The following is a 17,605-nucleotide window of genomic DNA, read 5'->3' on the forward strand; positions in this document are numbered from 1 at the left end:
ATGCGCATCGGGTTTGAGAGCGATACCGGCCATGTATATGAAGGCGCCAGTGCGCCGCAGTTTGCCGTTTTGCCTCCACCGCTTCTCTCCCAGGCCAAGTTGATCACCAATCCCGAGGACTGGAGCGCACCACCCAAAGGCTTGTTTTCTGATCCATTTGCCTGGGTGTTCCGGGAGGACAGTTTTGACACGGTGACTCGAGTACGCCGTGGGCGGCTATTTCAGCCTCAGAGCCAAAGCCAACCAGAGTCCGTGCTTACGGCAGGCCATCCACTTATTGAGAACGCACTCCGTTCCGTGGCGGGCGGTGGGCGTACTCGCAGGCTGTACACCTACATGCCTTGCACCGCTGTGCTGCACATGCCGAATGGCGGCCTCGGACAAACGTTGCTCATCGGGCAGGTGCGTGGCTCATCGGCTTGGCGGGTGATCCAAGCGGAGATGGTGCGCGGTGACGATGTCATGTTGACACTCAAGGCGCAGAGTGCATTCGGTGTGTTGCCCGAACTCGCACTCTCCGCCATTCCTGAAGCGGATCGAGCGGCTGTCAGGTCAGCGGTGGACCGTGTGCTGGATTCGGCGTTCCGTGAAACACCTGTCTCCATCATCGATCAATGCCGTAATGCGATGACGGTCGTGTTGTCTCGCTGGCTGGTTGCAGACACGGGGGACTCGGCTTTTGCTGGCAAAGACTTGGCGGCACTGGCAAAGGCCATGGAAACTGTGAACCCGTCCAAGCAATGTGCGGCTTGGGTCGGTCAATTGTTGGCCCGTTTGCATGTGCGCGGCAAGTCGAATGAGCAGGTCTCTAGGGCGCTTCGGTTGACAGCCAACACTCAGCCTTTCTCCCTTCGCATCTTCGTCGCCGACGGCGATCCTGACGGCCTGCGCATCGTCGAGCGCTTCAACGCCAGCGCCCGCGCCGTGGTGTTTCCGCGCGCCTTGCTGCCGCAGGTGAAAGCCCGGCCCGAGTTGCAGCAGACCGGGGTGTACCTGCTGCTCGGCCCTCGGCCGGACGGCGAGGGTGAATTGCTCTACGTGGGCGAGGGCGACCCCATTCGCCCCCGGCTGGAGAGCCACTACGCGCAGAAAGACTTCTGGACCCGCGCCATCGGCTTTGTGGCGACGGGCGGGTTGCTGAACAAGGCCCATGTGCAGTTTCTGGAGGCACGACTGATCGCGCTGGCCCGCGCGGCCAAGCGCGTACCGTTGGACAACGGCAACTTTCCCAGCGAGCCAACTCTGAGCGAGGCGGACCGGGCGGACATGCTGGTGTTTCTGGATCACATGCTGGGCATGCTGCCGGTGCTGGGGGTGCATGCGTTCGAGTCCGCGCCGGCCGTGGCCGCGAAGGCCAGCCCGGTGCTCAGCTGCAAGGGCAAGGGCGTGCTGGCCAGCGGCTATGAGGCCAGCCAGGGCTTTGTGGTGAAGGCGGGTTCGCAGGCGGTGACCGAGTCGGTGCCCTCCATGCAGCAGCATGTGCGAGGCATGTACGACGTGCGGCAGGAGCTGATAGCCAACGGCGTGTTGACCATGGCCGACGGGCTGTACCGCTTCACGCAGGACTACAGCTTCAGTTCTCCGAGCACGGCCGCCGCCGTGGTGCTGGGGCGCAGCGCCAACGGGCGCATCGAGTGGAAGGATGCGCAGGGGCGCACGCTGAAAGAGCTGCAGGAGGCAGAGGCCGAAACATGATCGTTATTGAAGAAGTCATCAAGCGGGCCGAGCAGGGCCAGACCGCGCCTTACCTGTGCCGTGCAGACGATGGGCAGGTGTATTTTGTCAAGAGCGGCTCGCTGCCCAAGCGCGAGTTGGTGGCTGAGTGGTTGGCTGCCCATATGGCGAAAGCGGTGGGTTTGCCCATTCCGGTTTTTGACATGGCGGAGATTCCAGAGGCCTTGTGCGACCGGAGGATGGGCCACTGGTTGAAGGACTTGGTGCCCGGCGTGGCTTTCGCGTCGCAACGGGTCGAGGCCGGAGACTTTGCCTGGAGCATGACTGGGCATGTTCCACCGACTCAGCGGGCGCTGATTGTGGCGTTTGACTGGTGGATTCACAACGCCGATCGGACCCTTTCGGCGCTGGGTGGCAACCCCAATCTGCTGTGGCGTCAAGGGGAAAATGGCGGAGAGGTGGTGGTGTTTGACCACAATCTGGCGTTTGAGATCGGGTTCAATGCCGAGGCATTTCTGGATTCCCACGTTTTCGCCAGTGACCTCAAGCTGCTGGTGTCGGACTGGGTAGCGAGAGATCAGGTGCGGCAGGGGTTTGTGTCAGCTCTCCACCTGGTAGAGGGTGTCTGCGCTACCATTCCTGAGGCTTGGCATTTCGCTGATGCAGAGCAGACCGTGCAGGCGGCGTGGAACCTGCCGGAATTTGTGACGACGCTGCAGCGTTGTCAGAACGATCAGACTTTCTGGAACCTCACACCATGAAAACCGCATGCCATTACGCCATCGTGCGCTTCATGCCGTTTGTGGAGACCGAAGAGTTTGCCAATGTCGGCGTGGTCCTTTTCGCGCCGGACGGGCGCTACTTCGGCTTCAGGCTGCTCGGCAACCGCACGAGCCGGATCACCAACTTCTTTGAACAGATGGAGGTGGCCACCTACCGCGCGTTCATGCGCGACTTGCGGGAAGAGCTGGTGCGGGTGAGCGCTGCGTTTAAGACCATGGGCACAGACCGGCGTTTGAAGACGCTGGACATGACATCGGCTTGGGCCATGTGGTCGGAGCTGATCAAGCCGCGCGCCAGCCTTGTGCGGTTCGGTGAGGGGCGGGTCGTGCTCGCCAGCGACCCGGAGGCCAAGCTCAACGATCTGTTCGGCTACTACGTGGAGCGCAATTTCGTGACACGCGAGTACCGTGAGCAGGTGTTGGAGCGCAATGTTCGCCAGGTGCTCAAGGCGGCCGATCTGGCTAGGCGGTTTCAGCCCGCTCGCGTGGGCAATGAGGAATACCACGCGCAGTTTCCGTTCGTCCAGATGGACGGCGAAGCACCGGTGAAGGCCATCAAGGCGCTGACGCTGTGCCAGCCTGATCCGGCGCGGATCATCGACCATGGTTGGCAATGGGTGATGCGGGTGACACAGCTTCGCAAGCGTGGACTGTTGCCAGAGCATGTCCTTTTCGCCGTCGATGACGAGCCAACTGCCAGTGGATTGCGTGCTCGCGCACGGGCTGAGGTGCTAGCGGAGTTGCGGAACCTCAATGTTGAAGTAGCTGGGCTCGGCCAGAACCAGCGATTGTTGGACTTCGCGCGGAACTGAGGGCGAGCGGCGCCCCTCTGACCACGGAAAGGGAATACATGGCCGGCGTTGTCCGGCCATCTTTCGGATAAGATTGTTCGTAATTCGCGAATGTAGATTGATGATCCTCAAACCCCAAGACTTGCTGGTTGCGCTCAAGCTGGTTGCTCTCGGCGGCGACCGGTGGACTTATGCGCGCTTGGCCAAAGAGCTGGGGTTGAGCGCGTCCGAGGCGCACGCAGGTGTGCAACGGTGTTTGCGATCCAGCTTGCTGCTGGAGAACGTCACAGCAGATCTGTCGGACGAGGGGGATCGCGCGGCACTGCTGAGTCAGGACATTTACCCGGTGAGGCAACGTCGACGTTGGGGAGCTAAGGCGAATGCCTTTGGCAATCCGGTTCGCCCGCACAGCCGCTTTCTTGCGGAGTTCGTTATTCACGGCGCGCGCTTCGCCTTTGTGCCCGACCGGACTCCAATAGCCGTTGGCGTGCCCACCGGCCACAGCGCGCCAGCCTTTGCCGGAGTGTTTGCTCCTGGCTCAAACGACTACGTGTGGCCACACCCGAACGGCCAGGTTCGTGGACTGGGCATTGAGCCACTGCATCCCAACGTGCCGTTTGCGGCCATGCAAGATGCGAAGCTGTACGAAATGCTGGCCCTGTTCGACGCCTTGCGCATAGGGCGAGCCCGAGAACGCGGCATGGCCATCGACCGCTTGGCAGCCATCCTTGACCCCGATACGCCCAGACCACCGAAGCCCGCCCCCAAGGGCTGAAACCGACATGAACACCAACACCCACTCCCTCGTCCAGAAACTCTGGAACTACTGCAACGTGTTGCGCGACGACGGCATGAGCTATGGCGACTATGTGGAGCAGCTGACCTACCTGCTGTTCCTGAAGATGGCTGACGAGCGCAGCAAGCCGCCGCACAACCAGCCGAGCATCGTGCCCGCTGGCTACAGCTGGCCCGAGCTACTGGCACGAGATGGCGATGCACTGTTTGACCACTACCGACACACCCTGGAGCGGCTCGGGTTGGAACGCGGCACGCTGGGCCTGATCTTCGGCAAGGCGCAGAACAAGTTCCAGGACCCGGCCAAGCTGCGCCGCGTGGTGGCGGACCTGATCGACGCGGAAACCTGGACCATCCTGGGCGCGGACGTGAAGGGTGATGCCTACGAGGGACTGCTGGAGCGGAACGCACAAGACACAAAAAGTGGCGCGGGCCAGTACTTCACGCCGCGCGCGCTCATTCAGGCCATGGTGGACTGCATCGGCCCGCAACCGGGCGAGACGATTTGCGACCCGGCCTGTGGCACGGGCGGTTTCTTGTTCACCGCACACAACCACATCACCGCGCACCACAAGAACCTGACCCGCGACCAACTCAAACACCTGAAGGAAAAGGCCTTCACCGGTTACGAGCTCGTGCAGGCCACGGCGCGCGTTTGTGCGATGAACCTGATGCTGCACGGCATTGGCTCTGAAAAGTCGGTGCCGGTGGTGGTGGGCGACGCGCTCGGTGCCGATCCCGGCGCGCGCTTTGACGTGGTGCTGGCTAACCCACCATTCGGCAAGAAGAGCAGCACCGTGATCGTGGGCGAAGACGGCCGCACGAGCACGGAAAAAGACATCATCGAACGCGACGATTTCTGGGCCACCACGAGCAACAAGCAGCTTAACTTCGTGCAGCACATCAAGACGCTGCTGGCCACGAACGGACGCGCGGCGGTGGTGCTGCCCGACAACGTCCTGTTTGAAGGCGGGGCGGGCGAAACCATTCGCCGTCGTTTGATGCAGGAATGCGACCTGCACACCCTGCTGCGCTTGCCCACAGGTTTGTTCTACGCACAAGGCGTCAAGGCCAATGTGCTGTTCTTCGACAAGAAGCCCGCCAGCGAAACGCCCTGGACACGGAAGCTGTGGATCTATGACCTGCGCACCAACCAGCACTTCACGCTCAAGACCAATCCACTGCGGCGCGAGCACCTGGACGAGTTCGTGGCGCTCTATAACATGGCCAACCCCAACCAGCGCCAGGCTACCTGGAGCGCCGAACAGCCGACGGGGCGATGGCGTGACTACAGCTATGAAGACATCATGGCCCGTGACAAGGCCAGCCTCGACATCTTCTGGCTCAAGGACGACTCGCTGGCGGACAGCGACAACCTTCCGGCACCCGATGTGATTGCGCAGGAAATCGTGGAAGACCTGCAAGCCGCGCTGGAGCAGTTCAAGCTGATTGCGGGGGACCTGGGTGCCGAAGTGGACGAGTCGGCGTGAACGAGATGAAGACCCTGCCGCTCCGCCTCACTCCCGGCCAGGACTTGCGCTCGGCGCTGGAGGCGGCGCTGCGCGAACAGGGCGGCCAGGCCGCGTTTGTGATCGCCGGCATCGGCAGCCTGAGCGATGCGCGCCTGCGCTTCGCGGGCGTGGACCAGGCCCAGACCTTGGACGGTGACAGCGAGATACTGAGCCTGTCGGGCACAGTGGGGGTGGACGGCGAGGGCCGCAGCCACTCGCACCTGCACATGGCCGTGTCCACCGCCAGCGGTGCCGTGTTTGGCGGCCACGTGGTGCCGGGCTGCCGCGTGCGCACCACGGCCGAGGTGCTGCTGGGCCTGCTGCCCGAATGGCGCTTCTCGCGCGAGACCGACCCGGCCACCGGCTTTCCGGAACGGGTGGTGCGGCCGCGCGAAGCCTGAGGCGTGCGCCACCCAGAAAAAAAGGGAGCCAGTGGCTCCCTTTTTTGTGACCGACCGCCGCTTACAGCGTGTCGATGAAGCTGCGCAGCTTGTCCGAGCGGCTCGGGTGCTTGAGCTTGCGCACTGCCTTGCTTTCGATCTGGCGGATGCGCTCGCGCGTCACGTCGAACTGCTTGCCCACTTCTTCCAGCGTGTGGTCGGTGGACATCTCGATGCCGAAGCGCATGCGCAGCACCTTGGCTTCGCGCGGCGTGAGGCTGTCGAGGATTTCCTTGACCACTTCGCGCAGACCGGCCTGCATCGCGGCCTCGATGGGCGCGGTGTTGGCCTGGTCTTCGATGAAGTCGCCCAGGTGCGAATCGTCGTCGTCGCCGATGGGGGTTTCCATCGAGATCGGCTCTTTCGCGATCTTCATGATCTTGCGGATCTTGTCCTCGGGCATCTCCATCTTCTCGGCCAGGATGGACGCATCGGGCTCGAAGCCGAACTCCTGCAAGTGCTGCCGCGAGATGCGGTTCATCTTGTTGATGGTCTCGATCATGTGCACCGGAATGCGGATGGTGCGCGCCTGGTCGGCGATCGAGCGGGTGATGGCCTGGCGGATCCACCACGTGGCGTAGGTCGAGAACTTGTAGCCGCGGCGGTATTCGAACTTGTCCACCGCCTTCATCAGGCCGATGTTGCCTTCCTGGATCAGGTCCAGGAACTGCAGGCCGCGGTTGGTGTACTTCTTCGCGATGGAGATCACCAGGCGCAGGTTGGCCTCGATCATTTCCTTCTTCGCGTCGCGCGAGGTGGACTCGCCCTGGTTCATCCGCTTGTGGATGTCTTTCAGGTGCGCCAGCGGCACGACCACGCTGCTCTGGATGTTGATCAGGCCCTGCTGCAGCTCCTGCACCGGCGGGATGTTGCGCTCGATGATCACGCTCCAGGGCTTGCCGGCGGCGGCCTGCTTCTCGACCCACTTGAGGTTGAGCAGGTTGGGCGGGAATTCCTTGATGAAGGTTTCCTGCGGCATGCCGCACTTGTCCACGATGATGCGGCGCAGCTCGCGCTCTTTCTTGCGCACGTCGTCGACCTGGCTGCGCATGGTGCCGCAGAGCTTCTCGATCGCCTTGGCGGTGAAGCGGATGGACATCAGCGTTTCGGTGATGGCCGTCTGCGTCTTGAGGTAGCTCGGGGTGCCGTAGCCTTCCTTGTCGTAGGTCTTGTGCAGCTTCTCGAACAGCGCGCGCATGTTGTCGAAGCGGGTGAGGGCTTCGCGCTTGAGTTCTTCGAGCTTGCGGGTCAGGGCCTTGGAGCCGCCCTTGCCGTCGTCGTCGTCGGCTTCGTCGTAGTCGTCGAAGTCTTCTTCGGCCACGTAGTCATCGGCCTCGTCGGCGTCGGCGAAGCCGTCCACCACGGTGGAGATGACGACCTTGCCTTCGCGGATGTCCTCGGCCATCACCAGGATCTCGGCGATGGTGGCCGGGCTCTCGCTGATGGCGGCCATCATGTCGTTGAGGCCGCCCTCGATGCGCTTGGCGATCTCGATTTCGCCTTCGCGCGTGAGCAGCTCCACCGTGCCCATTTCGCGCATGTACATGCGAACGGGGTCGGTGGTGCGGCCGAATTCGCTGTCCACCGTGGACAGGGCGGCTTCGGCTTCTTCCTCGGCTTCCTCTTCGGTGGCGGCGGTCGGGCCGGTGTTGTTCAGCAGCAGGGTCTCGGCGTCGGGCGTCTGTTCGTAGACGGCCACGCCCATGTCGTTGAGCAGCGAGACCACCACTTCCAGGGTCTCGGCTTCCACCAGCTTGTCGGGCAGGTGGTCGTTGATTTCGCCGTGCGTGAGGTAGCCGCGCGTCTTGCCCAGCTTGATCAGGGTCTTGAGGCGTTCGCGGCGGTTGCGGGCTTCTTCTTCGGACAGGACGGTTTCGTCCAGGCCGAACTCCTTCATCAGCGCGCGTTCCTTCGCCTTGCTGATCTTCATGCGCAGGGGCTTGACCTTCTCGGTCGTCTGCGCGGCGGTGGTGTCCACCGCCTCGGCTTCGGTCTCGTCGCCCGTCAGGTCGTCCTCGATGTCGCTGAGGTCGGCATCGTCCAGGTCGGCATCGCCTCCCTTGCCCTTGGCGTCCGCCTTGGGCTTGCGGCCGCGCTTGGCCGCGGGCTTGTCGCCCGCATCGGCCTTGGCCGGGCGACCGGCTTTCTTCTTCGCGGGTTCTTCGAGCAGTTCGGCCTCGGACTTGGCCTTCACGGCGGTCTTCTTGGCGGGCGCGGCCTTGGCGGCGGCTTTGACGGGGGGCTTCTGGGTCACAGCGGGGGCTTTCTTCGGGGGAGAAACCGGGGCGGCCGCGCGCGGGCTGGCCTTCTTGGCGGTTTTGGTGCTGGACGCAACGGACGTACTGGATTTCTTCGCGGGCATGGGGACCTCAAAAAAATGTCGAACTGGAGCCGGCAGAACACGCAAAAAACGCCTGAAAGGCCGCGCGACGCGGTCCGTTCCGGTGATTTTGTTGGGCACAACGCCTGCCTTTCGCCGGAAAGGGCAGGCCTGCAAGCTGTGGGGCGAACATTTGGTGTGCAGTCCTTGCGGGGTTCCGTCGGGCCGGGGAGGTCGCCGAGGTGGCCAGGAAGGTGTTCCATCTAGCCCCTTGCTGGGGCCGGGCCGGTGCCGGAGGTGCTGCTGTCGCGCTTGCGGTGCAAAACCTTGGATTATACCGCTGACAGCGTTTTTTTGTCAGGCGGGCGTGTCGCTCTGGAGGGCCTGCAGCTGGGCGTTGACGCGTTTGTAGTCTTCCATGGCGCTCGCATCCCCCGCGGCCACGCGCTCGGCCAGCTGGCGAGCCTGCTCCACCAGCCCGTCGCGGCGCAGGCGGTGCATCACGTCGTTCAGCTCGGACAGCTCGGCGCTCGGGTCGCCGCCCAGGGTCGCCTGCTCGACCTGAAGGCAGGCAAAGGTTTCGTGTTCGTGGCCGCGCAGGGCCTCGCGCACCGCGGCCCAGGGCTGGTGCCCGTGCTCGTGCAGCTGGGCTTCCAGCCAGACGAACACCGGGCCGTGGGGCGCGGGCAGGTGGGCCAGCAGGGCGTGGTCGTCGGCCGAGAGCGTGTCCCAGGCCTGCGGGCTGGCCAGCAGCAGGCCCACCGCGCGGTCGGCCCGGCTGCCCCCCGCGCGGCGCGTGCCGAGCATTCGGGGCGGGGGCGGCGGGCCTTTGCGCCACTTGCCGAAGCCCTTGTTGCCGCCGCCGTAGGGTTTGCCGCCGCCGTAGCCGCCACCGCTGTAACCGCCGCTGGCGCCGCTGTCGTAGCCCGGGTCCGAGGTGTAGGCCGCGCTGGCTCCGCCGCCGTCGTAACCGGCGTCGTGCCCCGGCTGCGCGGGCGCCGGGCTGGCGGCGCGGGGCTTGCGCGGGCCGCCGCCGGTCTGCTGCCAGAGCTGCAGCAGGTCCGGGCTGCCGATGCCGATGCCGGCGGCGAGTTCGCCGATGAGCTGGCGCCTGAGCGCGCCGTCGGGCAGGGCGCTCCAGAGCGGTCGCGCCTGGCTGGCCATGCGCGCGCGGCCTTCGGCGGTGCTGAGGTCGCAGTCGGCACCGGCGGATTCGACCAGGAAGCGCGACAGCGGCACGGCTTCCTTCACGCACTGCGCGAACGCCGCCTCGCCGTTGGCGCGGATGAAGCTGTCCGGGTCGTGTTCGGCCGGCAGGAACAGGAACTTGACGCTGCGCGTGTCGGTGGCCAGGGGCAGGGCGGCATCGAGCGCCTTGCGCGCGGCGCGCCGGCCGGCGCCGTCGCCGTCGAAGCTGAAGACCACGGCGTCGGTGAATCGGAACAGCTTTTGCACGTGGTCGGGCGTGCAGGCCGTGCCCAGCGTGGCCACGGCGTTGGCGAAACCGAGCTGGGCCAGCGCGACCACGTCCATGTAGCCTTCGGTGACCAGGGCGTAGCCGGCCACGCGGATGGCGGTGCGGCCCTCGAACAGGCCGTAGAGCTCGCGGCCCTTGCTGAACACCGGCGTTTCGGGCGAGTTGAGGTACTTGGGCTCGCCCTTGTCGAGCACGCGCCCGCCAAAGCCGATGCACTCACCCTTGACGTTGCGGATCGGGAACATGATCCGGTCGCGGAAGCGGTCGTAGCGCTTGGCCTGGCCATCGGCGCCTTTTTCGTCCTCGTGCTCGATCACCATGCCCGACTCGACCAGCAGGGGTGCCTGGTAGTCGGGGAACACGCTGGCCAGGGCGCGCCAGCCCTCGGGTGCGTAGCCCAGGCCGAAGGTCTTGGCGATCTGGCCCGAGAGGCCGCGGCCCTTGAGGTAGTCGATGGCGCGCGGCGAGACCTTGAGCTGTTTGGCGTAGGCCTGCGCGGCCTTCTCGAGCACGTCGGTGAGCGTGGCCTGCTTCTGGCGCTGCTGGGCGGCGCGCTCGCGGTCCTGCGGCGAGGCCTCGTCTTCCGGCACCTGCATGCCGGCCTGCTGGGCGAGGTCTTTCACCGCCTCGATGAAGCTCATGCCGGCGTGCTCCATCAGGAAACCGATGGCGTTGCCGTTGGCCCCGCAGCCGAAGCAGTGGTAGAACTGTTTGCTCGGGCTGACGCTGAACGAGGGCGATTTTTCGCCATGGAACGGGCACAGGCCCATCAGGTTGGCGCCGCCCTTCTTGAGCTGCACGTAGCGGCCCACCACGTCGACCACGTCCACGCGGTTGAGCAGTTCCTGGATGAAGGTCTGGGGGATGGCCACCGGGGTATTCTGACCGATGCACCCCGGCGGCTCAGTCCCCGGCGACGATGCCCTCGCGGCGGGGATCGGCCCCGCCCAGCCACACCCGCTGGCCGCGCTGCGTGCTACGCATCAGGGCCTGCAGGCCGCTGGTCATGTCCGCTTCCTCGACCGTGTGGCCGCGCTGGCGCAGGGCCTCCACGGTGGCGGTCGCAAAACGTGTCTGTTCCAGCAGCAGGGGCCCGCCGGTGGTGCCGAAGTTGGGCAGGTTGATCGCGTCCTGCGGTGACAGGCCCCATTGCAGCGTGCCGTGCAGGGTCTTGGCGGTGAAGTGGATGATGAGCGCGCCGCCGGGGCTGCCCGCGCTCATCAGCAGCTCGCCGCTGGCCTTGTCGAACACCAGGGTGGGCGACATCGAGGAGCGTGGCCGCTTGCCCGGTTCGACGCGGTTGGCGATGGCTTGGCCCTGGGCGTTGCGCGGCGCGAAGCTGAAGTCGGTGAGTTCGTTGTTGAGCAGGAAACCACCCGGGCGGCTCGGGTCGGTGGTGACCATGAGGCGCGAGCCGAAGACGGCCTCGATGGTGGTGGTCATGGCCAGCGAATTGCCGTAGGCGTCCACGATGCTGATGTGGCTGGTGCCGTACTCGGGCTGCTCCGGCATGGGCGCCCAGCCCACCTGCACGCCGCCCGGCACGCCGGCGGGCGCCTGCGGCATGCGGGCGTCCGGGTTGATCAGGCGGGCGCGCTCGTCCAGGTAGCGCGCATCGAGCAGGCTGCTCCAGCGGCCACCAGGGGCGGCGACGAAGTCCGGGTCGGCCACGTACTGCGCGCGGTCGGCGAACGCCAGGCGCGAGGCCTCGGTGTAGCTGTGCAGCCAGTCGGCCGAGGGCAGGGCGGTGCCCATCGCGGGCTTCACCAGCGGCTCCTGGGCCTGCGGCGTGCGCGCGAGCAGGCCGAGAATCTGGCCGACGGCGATGGCGCCCGAGCTGGGTGGCGGGAAGCCGCAGACGCGCAAGGCGCGCTGCGCGGCCGTGTGGTCGTGGCACAGGGCTTCGCGCTCGCGTGGCTGGTAGCGCTGGAGGTCTTCGAGGCTGAGGCTGCCGGGTCGCACCGGGTGCTGCCGCACCTTGTTGACGATGGCCTGGGCCACCGGGCCTTCGTGCAGGGCGATCGGGCCCTGGGCCGCGATGTTCCTCAACACCTGCGCGAGTTCGGGGTTGCGCAGCACATGGCCCACGGGGTGCGGCTGGCCGTCGGGCCGGTAGAAGTAGGCGGCCGCGACGGGGTCGTTCTTCAGCGCGGTTTCGGACAGGAGCAGGGTGTGCAGCCGCGGACTGACGGCGAAGCCCTGGTCGGCCAGCGCGATGGCGGGCTCGAACAGGCGCGCCCAGGGCAGCTTGCCGTGTTGGCGGTGGGCCTGCGCGAGCATCGCCACCGCGCCGGGCGTGCCCACCGAGCGGCCGCTTGCCACGGCCACCATGAAGGGCAGGGGCTTGCCCTGTTCGTCGAGGAAGAGTTGTTCGTTCGCCCCGGCGGGCGCGGTCTCGCGGCCATCGAAGGCCTGGACGCGGCGCCCGTCGTGGTGCAGCAGGAAGGCGCCGCCGCCGATGCCGCTGGACTGCGGCTCCACCAGCGTGAGCACCATCTGCACGGCGATGGCCGCGTCCACCGCGCTGCCGCCTGCGCGCAGGATGCGCGCACCGGCCTCGGTGGCCAGCGGGTTGGCCGCGGCCACGGCCTGGCGCGCGAAGGCCCAGCCGGGCTTGACCGTGAGGCCCGAGGCGCCCTCGGGTTGCTGGATGGAGGAGGAGGAAGGTGTGGGGGAGGACGGGGTGCCGCAAGCGCTCAGCAGGGCGAGCGAGGCAATGAGGCCGGCGAGGCGTTTCATGGGCGTGGCTCCTTGTGGATCGGTGGCGGGAGCCTGCAACCGTAACCCGGAAACGGCCGTGGACCGCCTGAAGCGGTCCACGGATGCGTAAGAAGCCGTTTCCGCGGCGGGGGCGCCGCTTACTTCGGCGCGAGACGGATCGCGCCGTCCAGGCGGATCACTTCGCCGTTGAGCATGTCGTTCTCGAAGATGTGTTTGGCCAGCTTGGCGTAATCCTCCGGGGTGCCCAGGCGGCTGGGGAAAGGCACGCCGGCGGCCAGCGCGTCCTGCACCTCCTTGGGCATGCCGAACAGCATGGGCGTGCCGAAGATGCCAGGGGCGATGGTCATGTTGCGCACGCCGTTGCGCGCCAGGTCGCGCGCGATCGGCAGCGTCATGCCGACAATGCCGCCCTTGGACGCCGCGTAGGCCGCCTGGCCGATCTGGCCGTCGTAGGCCGCCACGCTGGCGGTGGAGATCATCACGCCGCGCTCGCCGGTGGCCTCGGGCTCGTTCTTGCACATGGCCTCGGCGGCCAGTCGGATCATGTTGAAGCTGCCCACCAGGTTGACCATGATGGTCTTGGTGTACACGCCCAGGTTGTGCGCGCCGTTCTTGCCCACGGTCTTCTCGGCCGGGGCGATGCCGGCGCAGTTCACCAGGCCCATGAGCTTGCCCAGGGACAGGGCCTTGGCCACCACCGCCTGGCCGTCGGCCTCGTTGCTCACGTCGCATTTCACGAACGCGCCGCCAATCTCCTTGGCCACGGCCTCGCCCTTGTCGGCCTGCATGTCGGCGATCACGACCTTGCCGCCGTTGGCCGCCAGCATGCGCGCCGTGCCTTCGCCCAGCCCCGATGCGCCGCCGGTGACGATGAATACCTTGCCTTGAATGTCCATGGGTGTGCTCCTGTGTGATGAGAGGGATGTGACGTTGACGTAAACGTCAATTGGACCCGGATTATGCGACACGCCCGTGTCACGCCCTTGTCACGCGGGTGCCCTAGCCTGGGCGCTTTGTTCCCATCATGGAGCCCACATGTTTGACAGCCAGGACGAGCTGATGCGCCGCATCCACACCGACCTCATGGACGGTTACGACGAAGAGCTGGAGATGGAGCTCGAGGACCGCGTGCTGGACCAGGCCCTGGACGCCGATGAAGAGGCCAAACACAAGGAAGCGCGCCGCACCTACTTCCGCGAGCTGTTCCGACTGCAGGCCGAGCTGGTGAAGCTGCAGGACTGGGTGGTTGCCACCGGGCACAAGGTGGTGATCGTGTTCGAGGGCCGCGACGCGGCCGGCAAGGGTGGGGCGATCAAGCGCATCACCCAGCGCCTGAACCCGCGCGTGTGCCGCGTGGCCGCGCTGCCCGCGCCCAACGACCGCGAGCGCACGCAGTGGTACTTCCAGCGCTACGCCGCGCACCTGCCCGCCGCGGGCGAGATGGTGCTGTTCGACCGCAGCTGGTACAACCGCGCCGGCGTGGAGCGCGTCATGGGCTTCTGCAGCGACGAGCAATACGAAGAGTTCTTCCGCTCGGTGCCCGAGTTCGAGAAGATGCTGGTGCGCTCGGGCATCCAGCTCATCAAATACTGGTTTTCGATCTCGGACGAAGAACAGCACCTGCGCTTCCTGGGCCGCATCCACGACCCGCTCAAGCAGTGGAAGCTCAGCCCCATGGACCTGGAGAGCCGCCGCCGCTGGGAGCTCTACACCCAGGCCAAGGAAGTGATGCTGGAGCGCACCCACATCCCCGAATCGCCGTGGTGGGTGGTGCAAGCCGACGACAAGAAAAAGGCCCGCCTCAACTGCATCCACCACCTGCTGCGGCAGATGCCCTACGGCGAGGTGGAGCGCCAGACCATCACACTGCCTGAGCGCGTGCGACACGAGGGTTACCGGCGCCACCAGGTCCCTGGCGAGATCTACGTGCCCCAGGTGTATTGACCGCCATAAAAGCAAAAGCCCCCATGCATTCACACGGGGGCTTTTTCTTTAGCCGAAGCGCCTCAAGTCCAGAACATCGCGGATCCGGCTTCGCCGGTCCGCAGATGTTGCCCCCTTGAGGGGGGGCGCGCGAAGCGCGGCGGGGGTGTTCTTACTTATAGCCGACGCGGTCCAGCATCTGCTGAACCTTGGTCATGTTCTTCGCCACCACACCCAGGGGCACGGTCTCGGCCTTGAAGCTGTCGCCGCCCATGGCCTTGATGGCGGGGTTTTCGACCTTCAGACCCTTGACCGTGGGGAACTCGTTGTTGCCGTTGGCGAAGTAGTCCTGCGCATAAGGGCTGGACAGGAATTCCATGAAGGCGATCGCGTTGTCGCGGTTCTTGGCGTGCTTGGCCACACCCGCGCCAGCGATGTTCACGTGGGTGCCGCTGGTGGCCTGGTTCGGGAACACCACCTTCACCTTGTTCACCACGGCCTTGTCTTCGGCCTTGTCGGACTTGATGAGGCGCGCGAGGTAGTAGGTGTTGGTCAAGGCCACGCCGCATTCGCCGGAGGCCACGCCCTTGATCTGGTCGGTGTCGCCGCCCTTGGGGGCGCGGGCCATGTTGTCCACCACGCCCTTGAGCCAGGCTTCGCCCTTCTGGTCGCCCAGGTGCTCCACGATGGTGGAGAACAGCGACAGGTTGTAGGGGTGCGAACCCGAGCGCGTGCAGACCATGCCCTTGAGCTTGGGGTCGGCGAGCTGCTCGTAGGTGGCCACGTCTTCGGCCTTCACGCGGGCCGGGTCGTACACGATCACGCGGGCGCGGGTGGAAAAGCCGGTCCAGGTGACGCCGTCGGCGGTGGCCGTGGCGCGCAGGTTGGCGGGAATGGCGGCGTCGAGCTTGGCCGACTTGATCGGCTGGAACAGGCCCTGCGTGTCGGCGACGGCCAGGCGGGCGGCGTCCACCAGCATGATCACGTCGGCGGGGGAGGCCGCGCCCTCGGCGCGCAGGCGCGCGATGATGCCGGCGTCGTCCGCGTCCACGCGGTTGATCTTGATGCCGGTGGTCTTGGTGAAGGTCTCGTACATGGCCTCGTCGGTCTGGTAGTGACGGGCGGAATACAAGTTGAGCACCTTGTCCTGGGCCTGGATCTGGGTGTGGGCGCCCAGCGTGGCGGCCATGGCGATGGCCATCATGGCGAGTTTGGGGAATCGGGTCATGACGTGTTCCTTGGAGGTGGTTGGCACGGTGAGGGGAGCGGCGCGCACCGTCCATCGGGATGGGGCGCGAGGGGATAATTGCGCGGTGCATGCTAACACAAACGAGAATGGTTCTTAACAAAAGCTTAAGTAAAGTCGCATGGATTCTGGCGCTTGTCGGGGTGATCGCGGGCTGCTCCAGCGGGCCGGTCCGCGTGCCGGAAACACCCCCGGTGTCGCCCCCGCCCGTGACACCCGAAGCGGCCACGCGCGCACCACGCCTGGGGTTGGCGCTGGGTGGCGGCGCGGCGCGGGGTTTTGCCCATGTGGGCGTCATCCAGGTGCTGGAGCAGAACGGCATCCGCCCCGATCTGGTGGTGGGCACCTCCGCCGGGAGCATGGTGGCCGCGATGTATGCCAGCGGCAAGACGGCCGCCGAGCTGGAAGCCACGGCGCTCAGCATGGAAGAGGCGACGCTGACCGACTGGTCCCTGCCCATCATGGGTCGGGGCATGCTGCGCGGCGAGGCGCTCACGCGCTACGTGCGCCAGGCCGTGGGCGGCAAGCTGCTGGAGAACATGTCCATTCCCCTGGGCGTGCTGGCCACCGACCTGGCGACCGGGCAGGGTGTGCTGTTCCGCCGGGGCGACGCGGCTCAGGCCGTGCGCGCCTCCAGTGCCGTGCCGGGCGTGTTCGCGCCAGTGAACATCACCGGGCGCGACTATGTGGACGGCGGCCTGGTGGCGCCGGTTCCGGTGCGCTACGCCCGCGACATGGGCGCCGAGGTGGTGCTGGCGGTGGACATTTCGAGCGCGCCCGAGGGCAATTCGGCGGTCGGCAGCGTGCAGGTGCTGCTGCAGACCTTCGCCATCATGGGACAGAGCATCAACCGCCACGAACTGGCGGGGGCCGACGTGGTGCTGCGCCCGGCACTGGTGGGCGTGGGCAGCGCGGACTTCACGGCGCGGCTGCGCGCCATCGAAGCGGGCCGTGCCGCCATGCAGGCGGCCTTGCCGCAACTGCGCACCCAGCTGGCCCGGCGCCTGCCGGCCAACCGGCCATAAAAAAAGCCCTCACCTTGCAGTGAGGGCTTAAGGGGTCCGATGAAATCGAATTTCGAAAAGGACCCGAGGAGACAACCAGAAAAACAGACCTGAGATTCAAGCGCTGCCTTTGAGGGGGTAGCGCGCCGTGACTTGATACTAGAGGGGCCGTTTTGACGTGTGTCAAGCGGGCCGATCAACGGCACGATCGCGGTGCTGTGCTGCTTAGCGCTTCTTGGCGGCCGTCTTGGTCGCGTTCACGGCCGAGGCGGTCACGGTGTTGAAGTTGGCTTCGGCCATTTCGGTGGCTTGCTTGACGGCCTTCTGGACGGATTCCATGGCGTTGTTGGCGGCGGAAACGGCGCTCTTCATCACGGCCACGGCGGTTTCGGAACCGGCGGGAGCGTTCTTGGCGGCGTTGTCCACGACAGCCAGGAACTTCTTCTGGGTGTCGCTGGCCTGGGCTTCAGCGGCCTTGCCGAACTCGGCACCGGTGCCGGCGGCGATGTCGTACAGGTGGCGGCTGTAGGCCACGGTCTTCTCGGCCAGGGGCTGCATCAGGTTGGCTTGCAGCGACAGCAGTTCCTGTGCGTCCTTCACGCTCAGCAGGGCCTGGGCGCTGTTGGCGGATTCGGACAGGGCAGCCTTGGTGGCTTGCACGTTCAGATCGACCAGCTTTTCCACGCCTTCGAAGGCTTTCTGGGTCAGGCCGAAAAGGGTTTCGATGTTGGCTTTCTGGGCGGCAACGATTTGTTCAGCGGTCAACATATTCATACTCCTAAACTTTGTAAAACAAGGGCTTAGTTGAAGGCTGCTGAGAACACCGCGCTGTCGGGACGCTGTTGTTTTCGTTCGCTTTGCTGCACTGCAACATGACTCGAATTATAGGGAGATGCTGCGGAGGTGCAAGCTCTTTTTGTT

Annotated in this window: 14 protein-coding genes; 8 read left to right on the top strand and 6 right to left on the bottom strand. The window is 65.7% G+C overall.

The genetic code is table 11. The features are described 5' to 3' along the window. The 6 genes from ACODTB_RS01575 to ACODTB_RS01600 all read left to right on the top strand — a co-directional run bounded on the left by ACODTB_RS01575 (position 1) and on the right by ACODTB_RS01600 (position 5,954). Complete coding sequence (locus ACODTB_RS01575) at positions 1 to 1,695, top strand: GIY-YIG nuclease family protein (RefSeq protein WP_488929058.1); 1,695 nt, start codon at positions 1 to 3, stop codon at positions 1,693 to 1,695. Next, complete coding sequence (locus ACODTB_RS01580; protein WP_488929059.1) at positions 1,692 to 2,435, top strand: HipA family kinase; 744 nt, start codon at positions 1,692 to 1,694, stop codon at positions 2,433 to 2,435. Before ACODTB_RS01575 ends, ACODTB_RS01580 begins: the two co-directional genes overlap by 4 nt. After that, a complete protein-coding gene (locus ACODTB_RS01585; protein WP_488929060.1) occupies positions 2,432 to 3,268 on the top strand; it encodes a DUF3037 domain-containing protein in 837 nt (278 codons plus the stop codon). Before ACODTB_RS01580 ends, ACODTB_RS01585 begins: the two co-directional genes overlap by 4 nt. Before the next feature lie 100 nt (positions 3,269 to 3,368). Continuing rightward, on the top strand, positions 3,369 to 4,022 hold the full coding sequence (locus ACODTB_RS01590) for a hypothetical protein (RefSeq protein WP_488929061.1): 654 nt from the start codon (positions 3,369 to 3,371) through the stop codon (positions 4,020 to 4,022). A gap of 7 nt (positions 4,023 to 4,029) precedes the next feature. Further along, a complete protein-coding gene (locus ACODTB_RS01595; RefSeq protein WP_488929062.1) occupies positions 4,030 to 5,532 on the top strand; it encodes a class I SAM-dependent DNA methyltransferase in 1,503 nt (500 codons plus the stop codon). A 5-nt stretch (positions 5,533 to 5,537) separates the two neighbouring features. Next, on the top strand, positions 5,538 to 5,954 hold the full coding sequence (locus ACODTB_RS01600; RefSeq protein WP_488929083.1) for a PPC domain-containing DNA-binding protein: 417 nt from the start codon (positions 5,538 to 5,540) through the stop codon (positions 5,952 to 5,954). Positions 5,955 to 6,015: 61 nt separating this feature from the next. On the opposite strand, the gene rpoD is transcribed toward ACODTB_RS01600, so the two are convergent. The 4 genes from rpoD to ACODTB_RS01620 all read right to left on the bottom strand — a co-directional run bounded on the left by rpoD (position 6,016) and on the right by ACODTB_RS01620 (position 13,407). Continuing rightward, positions 6,016 to 8,355, bottom strand: a complete 2,340-nt coding sequence (rpoD, locus tag ACODTB_RS01605) for an RNA polymerase sigma factor RpoD (protein WP_488929063.1) — start codon at positions 8,353 to 8,355, stop codon at positions 6,016 to 6,018. 315 nt (positions 8,356 to 8,670) lie between these two features. Next, positions 8,671 to 10,662, bottom strand: a complete 1,992-nt coding sequence (gene dnaG / locus ACODTB_RS01610) for a DNA primase (protein ID WP_488929064.1) — start codon at positions 10,660 to 10,662, stop codon at positions 8,671 to 8,673. A gap of 31 nt (positions 10,663 to 10,693) precedes the next feature. Beyond that, on the bottom strand, positions 10,694 to 12,529 hold the full coding sequence (locus tag ACODTB_RS01615; protein WP_488929065.1) for a gamma-glutamyltransferase family protein: 1,836 nt from the start codon (positions 12,527 to 12,529) through the stop codon (positions 10,694 to 10,696). 119 nt (positions 12,530 to 12,648) lie between these two features. Continuing rightward, a complete protein-coding gene (locus tag ACODTB_RS01620) occupies positions 12,649 to 13,407 on the bottom strand; it encodes a 3-hydroxyacyl-CoA dehydrogenase (RefSeq protein WP_382156785.1) in 759 nt (252 codons plus the stop codon). Between the two features lie 139 nt (positions 13,408 to 13,546). On the opposite strand from ACODTB_RS01620, the gene ppk2 reads away from it, so the two are divergent. After that, entirely contained in the window at positions 13,547 to 14,455 is a 909-nt protein-coding gene (gene ppk2 / locus ACODTB_RS01625) for a polyphosphate kinase 2 (RefSeq protein ID WP_291121955.1), read from the top strand. A 151-nt stretch (positions 14,456 to 14,606) separates the two neighbouring features. On the opposite strand, the gene ACODTB_RS01630 is transcribed toward ppk2, so the two are convergent. Then, positions 14,607 to 15,662, bottom strand: coding sequence for an extracellular solute-binding protein (locus tag ACODTB_RS01630; RefSeq protein ID WP_488929066.1), 1,056 nt, complete (start codon positions 15,660 to 15,662; stop codon positions 14,607 to 14,609). A 107-nt stretch (positions 15,663 to 15,769) separates the two neighbouring features. Here ACODTB_RS01630 and ACODTB_RS01635 point away from each other — a divergent pair, with 107 nt between their 5' ends. Next, positions 15,770 to 16,705, top strand: coding sequence for a patatin-like phospholipase family protein (locus ACODTB_RS01635; RefSeq protein ID WP_488929067.1), 936 nt, complete (start codon positions 15,770 to 15,772; stop codon positions 16,703 to 16,705). 204 nt (positions 16,706 to 16,909) lie between these two features. Here ACODTB_RS01635 and ACODTB_RS01640 read toward each other — a convergent pair whose 3' ends face one another. Beyond that, on the bottom strand, positions 16,910 to 17,452 hold the full coding sequence (locus tag ACODTB_RS01640; protein WP_204733310.1) for a phasin family protein: 543 nt from the start codon (positions 17,450 to 17,452) through the stop codon (positions 16,910 to 16,912). Between the last annotated feature and the right edge of the window lie 153 nt (positions 17,453 to 17,605).

The sequence above is a fragment of the Hydrogenophaga sp. FG152 genome (assembly GCF_057809615.1).